The 11672-nt window shown below is 39.9% G+C and carries 9 protein-coding genes; 7 read left to right on the forward strand and 2 right to left on the reverse strand.

Annotated elements, in window-relative coordinates:
- Positions 1-75 precede the first annotated feature (75 nt).
- The 3 genes from FFM67_RS08050 to FFM67_RS08060 all read left to right on the forward strand — a co-directional run bounded on the left by FFM67_RS08050 (position 76) and on the right by FFM67_RS08060 (position 3139).
- The gene (locus FFM67_RS08050; protein ID WP_137614060.1) at positions 76-372 is read left to right on the forward strand and encodes a DUF2200 domain-containing protein; all 297 of its coding nucleotides are present in this window, start codon (positions 76-78) and stop codon (positions 370-372) included.
- A gap of 358 nt (positions 373-730) precedes the next feature.
- A complete protein-coding gene (metG, locus tag FFM67_RS08055) occupies positions 731-2740 on the forward strand; it encodes a methionine--tRNA ligase (protein ID WP_137614061.1) in 2010 nt (669 codons plus the stop codon).
- 93 nt (positions 2741-2833) lie between these two features.
- Positions 2834-3139: a hypothetical protein gene (locus tag FFM67_RS08060; RefSeq protein WP_137614062.1), complete on the forward strand. Its 306-nt coding sequence runs from the start codon at positions 2834-2836 to the stop codon at positions 3137-3139.
- A gap of 394 nt (positions 3140-3533) precedes the next feature.
- On the opposite strand, the gene FFM67_RS08065 is transcribed toward FFM67_RS08060, so the two are convergent.
- The gene (locus FFM67_RS08065) at positions 3534-4046 is read right to left on the reverse strand and encodes a type 1 glutamine amidotransferase domain-containing protein (protein WP_137614063.1); all 513 of its coding nucleotides are present in this window, start codon (positions 4044-4046) and stop codon (positions 3534-3536) included.
- A 683-nt stretch (positions 4047-4729) separates the two neighbouring features.
- Between FFM67_RS08065 and licT the strand changes: the two genes are divergently transcribed.
- A complete protein-coding gene (gene licT, locus FFM67_RS08070; protein ID WP_137614064.1) occupies positions 4730-5572 on the forward strand; it encodes a BglG family transcription antiterminator LicT in 843 nt (280 codons plus the stop codon).
- A 100-nt stretch (positions 5573-5672) separates the two neighbouring features.
- A complete protein-coding gene (locus tag FFM67_RS08075; RefSeq protein ID WP_137614065.1) occupies positions 5673-7580 on the forward strand; it encodes a beta-glucoside-specific PTS transporter subunit IIABC in 1908 nt (635 codons plus the stop codon).
- Between the two features lie 47 nt (positions 7581-7627).
- On the opposite strand, the gene FFM67_RS08080 is transcribed toward FFM67_RS08075, so the two are convergent.
- Positions 7628-8545: a MurR/RpiR family transcriptional regulator gene (locus FFM67_RS08080; protein ID WP_137614066.1), complete on the reverse strand. Its 918-nt coding sequence runs from the start codon at positions 8543-8545 to the stop codon at positions 7628-7630.
- 227 nt (positions 8546-8772) lie between these two features.
- Here FFM67_RS08080 and FFM67_RS08085 point away from each other — a divergent pair, with 227 nt between their 5' ends.
- Both FFM67_RS08085 and FFM67_RS08090 read left to right on the forward strand, forming a co-directional pair.
- Positions 8773-10164, forward strand: a complete 1392-nt coding sequence (locus FFM67_RS08085; protein WP_137614067.1) for a 6-phospho-beta-glucosidase — start codon at positions 8773-8775, stop codon at positions 10162-10164.
- An 18-nt stretch (positions 10165-10182) separates the two neighbouring features.
- Positions 10183-11613, forward strand: a complete 1431-nt coding sequence (locus FFM67_RS08090; protein ID WP_137614068.1) for a 6-phospho-beta-glucosidase — start codon at positions 10183-10185, stop codon at positions 11611-11613.
- The last annotated feature ends 59 nt before the right edge of the window (positions 11614-11672 follow it).

The raw sequence follows: 11672 nt of genomic DNA on the forward strand, positions 1-11672 counted from the left end.
TTCTTTGGTCAGAACTATTTTGAGTGTAGCACAAATGGCTTTTTTAGTTGTCTAGCTTAATTTTACAATCGGCGTATTAAAAAAGCAGAGCGAAAGAATCGGACAAAAGCCGAGGTTGATGAAATTATTTATTGGCTAACGGGGTATGATGAAACGTCGCTACAAAAACAAATTCAACAGGAAGTCGATATGACAACCTTTTTTGCAGAGGCCCCGCGGATGAATGAAAAAGTCACCCTGATTAAGGGAATGATCTGTGGCTATCGAGTGGAGGACATCGAAGATCCTTTGATGCAGAAAATTCGCTATCTTGATAAATTAGTCGATGAGTTGGCTAAAGGGAAAAAAATGGAGAAGATATTACGGAAGTAAATGAGAGCAGCGAGTCGTTTTGGCTCGCTGTTTATTTATAATAGTTGGCATGTTCTTGTCTTATTGTGGCTATTCAAATGGGCAGATGAATCAAGCGTTCATTGCCAGTGATAAAGGGTGCTCATTAACGGGCCATATTGATCTGGGGTCCAAACAATCCGCTTTCCCGAAAATAGCGAGGGTGTTGCGATGAGTGGAGTTGATCCCAAAGAAATGCTACAAATCAGTAATTGATCCTATGAAGTTTGAAAGGCATTCTCTTCCAAAAGTAATTCCTTAGTTTACACGTTCCAATTCTTAAAAGCCCACTACTTTTGTGGTATACTACGTAGGAATCTATTTTTAAAGGAGGAGCCTCATGGCAGAGAAAGAAACATTTTATATTACTACGCCAATCTATTATCCAAGTGGCAAACTGCACATTGGGAATTCTTATACAACGATTGCCTGTGACGCGATTGCTCGCTACAAACGCTTGATGGGCTTTGACGTGTTTTATCTAACAGGTGTGGACGAACACGGACAAAAAATTGAAAAGAAAGCCGATGAACTTGGCGTCGAACCCCAGGAATATGTAGACAAGATGGCAGCGGACATCAAGAAATTATGGAAAACGTTGGACATCAGCTATGACAAATTTATTCGGACGACCGACGACTATCATCAAGCTTCAGTCAAAAAAATCTTTGATCAATTATTGGAACAAGGGGATATTTACTTAGGTGAATATGAAGGCTGGTATTCAGTTTCAGATGAAGAATATTTTACTGAAACGCAATTAGATGAAGTATATCGTGATGAAGAGGGCAATGTGATCGGCGGGAAAGCACCGAGTGGTCACGAAGTTGAATTGGTTCGTGAAGAATCTTATTTCTTCCGCATGAGTAAATACGCGGATCGTTTGTTGGCTTATTATGATGAGCATCCAGAATTTATTCAACCAGAATCTCGCAAGAATGAAATGATCAACAACTTTATCAAACCGGGCTTAGAGGACTTAGCGGTTTCACGGACGACCTTCAAATGGGGTATCCCAGTGAATGCGAATCCAGAACACGTTGTTTATGTGTGGATCGACGCGTTATCAAACTATATTACAGCATTAGGCTATGGTTCAGATGACGACAGCTTGTTCCAAAAATATTGGCCGGCAAATGTACAAATGGTTGGGAAAGAAATCGTCCGTTTCCATACAATCTACTGGCCAATCATGTTGATGGCATTAGAATTACCATTACCAGAAAAAATTTACGGACACGGCTGGTTGATGATGAAAGACGGCAAGATGTCTAAATCCAAAGGTAATGTCGTTTATCCTGAGATGTTAGTCGAACGTTATGGATTGGATGCGTTGCGTTATTATTTATTGCGGGCGATCCCCTTTGGTTCAGATGGTGTGTTCACACCAGAAGATTTTGTTTCTCGAGTGAATTATGACTTAGCCAATGATTTAGGCAACTTATTGAACCGGACGATTGCGATGATCAATAAATATTGTGACGGCGTTGTACCAGCTTATAAATCACTAGTTACAGATTTTGATGGCGAACTGTCAACGACGGCGGCCAATGTAGTTAGTCGTTACCGTGAATCAATGGACAAAATGGAATTCAATAACGCCTTGGCGGAAGTTTGGACGTTAGTCTCACGGGCGAATAAATATATCGACGAAACGGAACCGTGGGTCTTAGCGAAGGACGAAGAACGCCAAGCAGAGCTTAACAGCGTAATGGTCCACTTAGCAGAAAGCTTACGAATCGTAGCCATTCTGTTACAACCAATCATGACTCAAACGCCAAAACGAATTTTTGAACAGTTAGGCTTAAATGTCGAAAGAATGAACTTAGAAAAAATTCATTTTGGTGAATTCCCAGAAGGTACGAAAGTGACACCGAAAGGCAAGCCAATCTTCCCACGTTTGGACATGGAAGAAGAGGTTACTTATATTCAGGCAAAAATGTCTGAAGGCAGCCAACCAGAGGAAGAAAAAATCAAATGGAATCCAGAAGAAACGGAATTGGTTTCAGTAAAGGATAAAGAAATCAAATTTGATGTCTTCGATAAGGTTGAATTGAAAGTTGCGGAAGTCATGGAATGCAAAAAAGTTGAAGGTGCCGATAAACTCTTGCAATTCCGTTTAGACGCCGGTGACAAACAAGATCGTCAAATCCTTTCGGGAATTGCGGAATTTTATGCTGATCCAGAAAGTTTAGTCGGAAAGAAATTGATTATCGTGGCGAACTTGAAACCGCGGAAAATGCGGGGAGAAATCAGTCAAGGAATGATCCTTTCAGCGGAAGCGCCAGACGGAACACTAAAAGTTGTGGAAGCACCAGCGGATATGCCAAACGGTGCGATCGTAGGATAATGCTCAAGCTCTCGAAGTTAAAACACTTCGAGAGCTTTTTCTTTGTTAATTCGCTATACTGCTTAATAAAAAGTAAACTAAGGAGTGAAGCGGATGCCGCTAATTGCGATTTTAATCGATGCATTGACATTAGGCGGGTATTTTTTTCAATTAAATAATGGTGGGCCAGGTGTGTATTTACTTGGTCTGATTTTTCAATTCATCATGACACTCGTTTTGTTGGTTATTTTGGTTGGCTACCACGGGAAAAAATATTCTGGCTTTCGACCAGAAGGGTATTCTTATTTGACGATTCGATATGGGATTATCGTAGTCTCGCTTATTATAAATGGTCTCGTGCTATTCTTATATGGTTTAAATTATTTTGGGATCAACGATGTTGTCTTTTCAAATTTTTAAGAAGTAACCAAGTCCTTTAGCGTAAAGTCTGAAAATATGTTATAGTGAGAGAACACGAAAGATATTTTTATGCGACACTTTAACTCATTTTGATGAAATTTAATCAAACTGGCGTAACTAAAGGGTTACAAGGATGTATTAGAAGGATTTGGGAATACATCGTTTAAACGAGAAATAGTTAATTTTTAGTAATAGTCAACACCCTCAACTTTAGAATAACAAATATTGATTAGTTAGATAGCCCCCTCAAGCATGAGGGGGCTATCGTTCATTTTAGGCTAGTTCTCCCAGTAGATGAATGAGAATCGATTTTCATTTATAGTTTAGACATAGAAGAGAAAGAGACCGATCAATAATGAATCGGTCTCTTTCTGTATCTATCAATTGAAGTTGATTAGGCATGGAGTACTGCGACAATTTTTTCATTAAAAGCAGGCAAATCGTCAGGTGTCCGACTAGTAACTAATTTGTTATCCACTACAACCGCTTCGTCTTTCACGATTGCACCAGCGTAGCCAATATCTGGCCGCACTGTTGTGTAAGCGGTCATTGTCCGGCCTTTGGTTAAACCTGTCTGGATAAACAGTTGCGGACCATGGCAAATGGCAAAGAGTGGTTGATCTTTATCTAAGAAATAACTGACAAATGAAACAAAGCGGGGATCAGCACGTAATTGATCAGGAGAAAAGCCACCTGGGATCAATAAAGCATCGAAATCCTCTGGCTTCACCTCATCAATGCTTGTATCACTAATAAATTTTGTACCCTTTTTACCGGTAATCTCTTGATTGGCTTCGAAGCTGATCAAAGTTACTTCGTTTCCATCTTTTTCTAAGGCTTCTTTGGGAGAGGACAATTCAACATCCTCAACTAAATCAGTAACAAGTACAGCAATTTTCTTGGTCATTGATATTCCTTCCTTTCGGCTTGTTTAGTTTTACCCTAAAGGATTATAGTAATTAATTCAATTAATTTGTTCGTGATTTTTAATTAAAATAAAATGAAAATTCATGAAAAAACGAGTTGAATAATCTCTTTTTAGTGTTTAGCCGGCATTAATTAGATGTTTCATAGTGACTAGCGGCTCTGTGTTTTAAGCGCTAGTTAAGCTTTGTAAATGATAAACTGCCAACAATAATCTTTCGTCTTTTCGCTGGTCGCGTATTAATACGAATTTTTATAGTAAAAAAGTTATTTCAAGTAAATTCTTCCATGATAAATTCTATAGTATGTCTAAGCTAATAAAAGATATCCTCTGGAGACAATCACGATTTACATAAAAAAAATTTTTGATAACTATTTTTGTAAAACTCATTGACAGCGTTTTCTTAATTTGTTAAGATTATTTTGAATTAAATAGACCAAATGATGGATAGTGATTGTTTTATTACAAGCTAAACCTGATGACGTGTACGAGTTATTTGTCGTACCTTCATTGGGTTTTTTTGTTGCCCTAAAACAGGAGGTGACTTTATAAAAAAGAACAAACTTGGGTTTGACAACAGTCACGAACGTATCTATTATTTTAAGTGAACGAAGTCCATGGAAAAGATTTCAAGTAGCGAATGTCGCAGAACGGAGGAGCGTTGAATGCAAATTCGAAAGATTTTAAACAACAATGTGGTTATCACAACGAATCAAAAAAATAACGAAGTCGTTGTGATGGGGCGTGGTCTAGCCTTTCAGAAAAAAGTCGGGGATGAGATAGCAGAAGAGGCGATCGATAAGACCTATCATCTTGCCAATAGTGATTTGCTGCATAAATTTCAAGAGTTGTTAGAAGATATGCCAATTAGCTATGTGGAGATTGCCAACGACATTATTGATGAAGCCAAAGTAGCTCTCAAGAATCCATTAAACGACTCACTCTACATTTCTATTACTGATCATTTATACGCATCGATTCAACAGGTGAAGGAAGGCGTTCGTGTTCGCAATTTATTATTATGGGACATTAAACGATTTTTTCCAGATGAATTTTCCGTTGGAGTAAATGCAGTAGAGAAAATCAAACTTAAATTCGGTATCGATCTTGGCGAAGATGAGGCCGGCAACATTGCGTTGCATCTAGTAAATGCGCAAACGGAAAACGATAATGACGACGCTTTTATGATGACAGAGATGATGCAGGAGATCATCCAAATAACCAGCTATTATTTTAAAGTTCAACTTGATGAAGACTCTGTATATTTCTATCGTTTTACGACGCATCTGCGTTTCTTCGCTTCTCGAATTATGAATCAACGGCAAGTTACTGACGAGACAGATGATGAACTGCTGTTGATTATCCAAAAAAAATATCAAAATGCTTATCAATGCGTCGAGCGAATCGCCGAGTTTATCCAGCAAACCTATCATTACACGATGTCAAATGATGAAAAATTATATTTAACGATTCATATTGCACGCTTGGTTCAAAAAGTTAGTCAGTAAAAGCCAACAACCTCGTGAGAACTGTTTAGCGCTGAATAATCTCAGCGTTGATTAGTCACGAAAAAATGAATGCGCTGCCAAAAATAGGAGGAAGACAAACATGGGAAAGTATTATGAATTAGCAGAGAAGATCGTTGCAAATGTCGGCGGAAAAGAAAATATTAATAGCCTAACACATTGTATTACGCGTTTACGTTTTAAATTGAAGGATGAAAGTAAAGCCAATGATGACGTGTTGAAAAACATGGATGGTGTCGTGACGGTCATGCACAGCGCTGGACAATACCAAGTTGTTATTGGCAATCACGTGGGTCAAGTGTATGACGATGTGGTAGACATTGCTGGAATTAGTGGTGAAGGTGGCGCACCGGAAGAGGCTTCAGGGAATATTTTCAATCGCTTCATCGATGTAATCAGTGGAATTTTCCAGCCATTTCTAGGTGCATTGAGTGCCGGCGGGATGATCAAAGGGATGAATGCTTTATTAGTGGCAGCGGGTGTGTTGACACCTGAGCACGGCACCTACGTAGTACTGAATGCTATCGGAGATGCGATCTTCATGTTCTTACCGATAGCAGTAGCGATCGCCGCTGCTAAAAAATTCGGTGTTAACCAGTATGTCGGTTTAGTCATTGGTGGTGCCTTGTGTTATCCAGCCATTCAATTATCTGCGCTGACCGCAGTGGAAGGTGTCAAACCGCTGTATACTTTATTTGCTGGTGGGATGTTTGAAAGCCCGGTTTATATGACCTTCATGGGACTTCCTTTTGTAGCCAACAACTACACGAGTAGCGTTATTCCATCAATCTTGATCGTCTGGCTGGCTAGCAAATTACAGAAGCCATTACGTAAAATTGTTCCAGAAATGATTCAAAACTTCTTTATTCCTTTTTTCTTATTGCTAATTGCGTTACCGATTGGTTTCCTAGTGATCGGCCCAGTTATTACGATCTTGACAAATATGTTAGCAACTGGGTTTGATAATTTGTTGAATTTCTCTCCAATTTTATTTGGTTTAATCGTTGGGTTCTTCTGGCAAGTATTGGTTATCTTTGGTCTGCATTGGAGTATTATTCCAATCGCTATCTTGCAGTTAGGTACGATGGGTTATTCAACAGCATTGGTCGGGACATTCGGTGCTAGCTTCGCTCAAACAGCGGCAGTGGCAGCAATGTACTTCCGCTTAAAGAATCCGAAAGAAAAAGCATTAGTGGTCCCTGCTGTTATTTCTGGGATTTGCGGAGTAACGGAGCCAGCGATCTATGGTCTGTCTCTTCCTAAGAAAAAACCATTCATTTTCTCAATGATCGGGGGTGCTGTAGCGGGCGCATTCTTAATTGCTATGAATACTCGTTCTTACGTAATGGGCGGCTTAGGAATCTTCGGAATTCCAAACTTCATCAATCAGCAAACTGCGGATACCTCTGGTGCTATCTACTCAATCATTGCTATTGTAATCGCAGCAGTCATCGGTTTTGGTTTAACATTCTTCTTCTGGAGAGATGATGAAGTGGTGGAAGTAGAAGAAGGACAAACAGCAATGGAAGTCCGTAAAGAAATCGTTACGGCTCCTGTTCAAGGAACAATGATGCCATTATCAACAGCGAAAGACCAAGCTTTTGCACAAGGTGTTCTAGGTAAAGGTGTTGTCATCCACCCGACCAAAGGTGAAGTAGTAGCACCATTTGACGGTACAGTTATGACGATGTTTCCAACGAAACATGCAATTGGTTTAGTTTCAGATAATGGGTTAGAAGTATTGATTCACATTGGGCTAGATACCGTTCAATTGGACGGAAAATATTTTGAGTCATTTGTAGAACAAGGTGCTAAGGTTAAACGTGGGGATAAATTAGTTACGTTTGATATCTCCGCAATCGAAGCAGCTGGATACAGTGTAGAAACACCAGTCATCATAACCAACACTGCGGATTATCTTGACATTATTGAAGCAGATCAAAAAGCAGATGTCTGCAAGGATGATGAGTTATTAACGGTTCTTGTATAATATTCTTTTCCTTAAAAAGTTCGGGACCTAGACAAAGGTCCCGAACTTTAATTTGGTAAAAACGATTCTGTTATTTGAATCATCGACTCAGGAGATTCAGCCATAATAGCAGAGCTGGTTTTTCGCTTATCAACTAATTCGCTGATCGTGATCAGATGATTCAGATTTTTTTGATAATCTTCAGCGAAAACACAGCTGTAAAGAACATCTAGCAAATAGCAGATGGATGAATTGATAGTAAAATTGGCAATCTTTGTATAAAGTCGTTCGCGAGTCGTCATTCGTAGGACGGCCTGACTAAGGGAAGCCAGTGTATTATCGCCAATACTGGTCAAGGCAATGATTGGAATAGTTTGTTTTTGTAAAATCTTCGCGATTTGTAAAATATGATTATTCTCGCCCGTATAAGAAATCAAAATAGCACACGTATCTTCTTGACTATTGAAGGCTTCATAAGCATCTTCTCCCATCGTTTGGTTCGTCACAACGTTTTTCTGGATGCGCCGCATCTTCAAAGCAAAGTCTTGGGAGATCAATAAATTGGCGTTGCTGCCGAATATCTTGATTTGTTTCGCGTTTAGCAGCAGCTGTTTCGCTTTTTGCAGATCGTCATGATTTAGCAGACTCAAAGTGTCGTCGATCGTTGTTCGTTCCAAAGAAGCGATTTTATTGGCGATCGTCATTAAGCCGTCATTGTTTTGAAAAGGGAAATTAGCATCAACATCTTCAAAATAGGTTTGCAAGTAGGTTTGTTCGGCTAAGAATTCGTTTCGCAGTTCAAGCCAGCCGTTGTAACCTAGTTTTTTTGCGACTCGAATCAGCGTTGAAGGATGCACGTAATTGGCTTCTGCGATTTCTTTGATGGTCATGGATTCGATCGTGGTCCCTTTGTCTAAAATATAGCCGACTAGGGCTGTTTCGGCATTAGAAAAATCTGTTTGTTTCATTTTTTCAGTTAAAAGCATAGTGGCACCACCATTTTTAAGAATGTTTACATTTATTATAAATGATTTGTAAACAGTTTTGTGAGCTATTAGAAAGAAATGCGTAAATAATCCATCGATATTTACAAAATTAAGCGTTTTCTTCCTTTTGTTTGTAAATATCAATGGAATAACTGGTGATTGAATTGAAAAAGCGGTTTACGAATTAGATAATTAAATTGTAAATAAAATCAGAAGGAGTCGATCGAATGACAGCAGGAGTAAAAATCGCCACAATTGGCGGAGGTAGCAGCTACACCCCCGAATTAATGGAAGGCTTTATTAAACGTTACGATGAATTGCCAGTTCGCGAAATCTGGTTAGTAGATATTGAGGCAGGACGTGAAAAAGTTGAAATCGTCGGTGCGATGGCTCAACGTATGTGGGATGCTTCTCCTTATGACGTGAAAGTCCATATTACTTTAGACCGTGAAGAAGCGTTGAAAGATGCAGATTTCGTTACAACTCAATTCCGAGTTGGCTTATTAGAAGCACGGATCAAAGACGAGCGTATTCCAGCTTACTATGGCATGTTAGGACAAGAAACTAATGGTGCTGGGGGCATGTTCAAAGCTTTCCGGACGGTGCCGATTATTTTAGACATCGTAGAAGACATGAAGCGGTTATGTCCAGATGCTTGGTTGATTAACTTCGCCAACCCAAGCGGTATGGTGACTGAGGCTGTCGTTCGTTATGGTAAATGGGACAAAGTCATCGGTTTATGTAATGTCCCAGTTATGGCACAAATGATCGAACCTGAATTATTAGGCACACAACCAGAGGAGCTGATTTATAAATTTGCCGGCTTGAATCATTTCCACTGGCATAAAGTAACTGACGCTCATGGGAAAAATGTCACACTAGACATTATCAAAAAAATGTACGAAGGCGATGAAACGGGAATGCCTAAGAACATTCATGATATTCCGTTCCCAAGAGAAATTTTAGAACAAATGCAGATGATTCCTTGCGGCTACCACCATTATTACTATCAAGAAGAAGAAACACTGAGTCATGCGTTAGAAGAATACAAAACAGTTGGTACACGTGCGCAGCAAGTCAAACAAACGGAAACGGAATTGTTTGAACTGTACAAAGATCCAAACTTGGATTACAAGCCAGAACAATTAAGTAAACGTGGTGGTGCGTATTATTCTGATGCAGCCTGTGAATCGATTGCTTCCATTTATGCCAACAAAAATACACAATTAGTTGTTTCAACGAAAAATGACGGTGCTGTTCCAGATCTTCCAGCAGACTGCGTCGTAGAAGTTTCTGCCTACATCGGCGGACAAGGGGCCCGTAATGTAGCCTTTGGCGAATTGCCGGTAGCGGAACGCGGCTGGTTGCAAGTTATGAAAGCAATGGAATTATTGACGATTGAAGCAGCTGTGACGGGTGACTACGATACTGCTTTGCAAGCATTCACCATTAACCCATTGGTTCGTTCAGGCAAAACAGCGCAACGGATCATGGATGAATTATTTATCGCTCATAAAGAATTCTTGCCAAACTTCAAAGAAACCATTGAACGCTTAGAAAAAGAAGGCATCGAAGTTCAAGATGAAGTGGCACGTGAATTAGACTTAGTAAAAGTATAGAAAGCAGGGAAAGAATAGATGGGCTTTAGAAAAGATTTTTTATGGGGTGGCGCAACGGCTGCCAATCAATGTGAAGGCGGCTATAACGAAGGTGGACGCGGCCTAGCTAACGTGGATGTAGTGCCAATCGGCGAAGATCGGTTTCCAGTGATTACCGGGAAGAAAAAAATGTTTGATTTCGACGATGAGCATTTCTATCCTGCTAAAGAAGCAATCGATATGTATCATCATTGGAAGGAAGATATCAAGTTATTCGCGGAAATGGGCTTTAAAACCTATCGCTTATCATTAGGTTGGAGCCGGATTTTCCCACAGGGTGATGAAACAGAGCCGAATGAAGAAGGCTTGAAATTCTACGAAGACATTTTCAAAGAATGTAAAAAATATGGCATCGAACCACTAGTGACGATCACTCACTTTGACTGCCCAATGCACTTAGTAGAAAAATATGGCGCATGGCGCAGCCGTGAATTAGTCGGCTTTTACGAAAATCTATGTAACGTGATCTTCAATCGTTACAAAGGGTTGGTCAAATATTGGTTAACCTTCAACGAGATCAATATGATTTTACACGCACCATTCATGGGTGCTGGTTTGTACTTTGAAGAAGGCGACAATGTCGAGCAAGTTAAATATCAAGCGGCCCATCATGAATTAGTTGCTTCTGCAATTGCAACAAAGATCGCTCATGAAGTAGATCCAGAAAATCAAGTTGGCTGTATGTTAGCAGCGGGCTCTTACTATCCATACACACCAAAACCGGAAGATGTTTGGGCTGGGCGTCAAGAAGAACGAGAAAATTATTTCTTCATCGATGTACAATCACGTGGGGAATATCCGGCATATGCGTTGAAAGAAATGGCGCGTAAAGGGATCGAAGTGAAAATGGAAGAAGGCGATAAAGAGTTATTAAAAGCTCACACGGTTGACTTCATCTCCTTCTCTTACTACTCTTCACGTGTAGCAACGACTGATCCAGAATTGTTGGAGCAAACAGCCGGCAATATCTTTGCCTCTGTCAAAAATCCATACTTGGAAGCAAGTGAATGGGGCTGGCAAATCGATCCTCTAGGCTTACGGATCACGATGAACGATTTATATGATCGTTATCAAAAACCATTGTTCATCGTGGAAAACGGCTTAGGTGCAGTGGATACACCGGATGAAAACGGCTATGTCGAAGATGATTACCGTATCGACTACTTATCCAAGCACGTGGAAGCCATGAGAGATGCAGTTGATCAGGATGGTGTGGATCTATTAGGTTATACCACCTGGGGATGTATCGACCTTGTGTCTGCCGGAACAGGCGAAATGAAAAAACGGTATGGCTTCATTTATGTGGACCGAGATAATCAAGGCAATGGAACTTTGAAACGCAGTAAGAAAAAATCATTCGATTGGTATAAGAAAGTAATCGCTACGAATGGTGAAGATTTAAGTAATTAATGTAACTGTCGAGACTTGGAGCATTCCAGTCTCGGCTTTTTTTAGTTTAGTTCGTTTTA

It is taken from the genome of Enterococcus viikkiensis (genome assembly GCF_005405345.1).
Taxonomy (GTDB): domain Bacteria; phylum Bacillota; class Bacilli; order Lactobacillales; family Enterococcaceae; genus Enterococcus_A; species Enterococcus_A viikkiensis.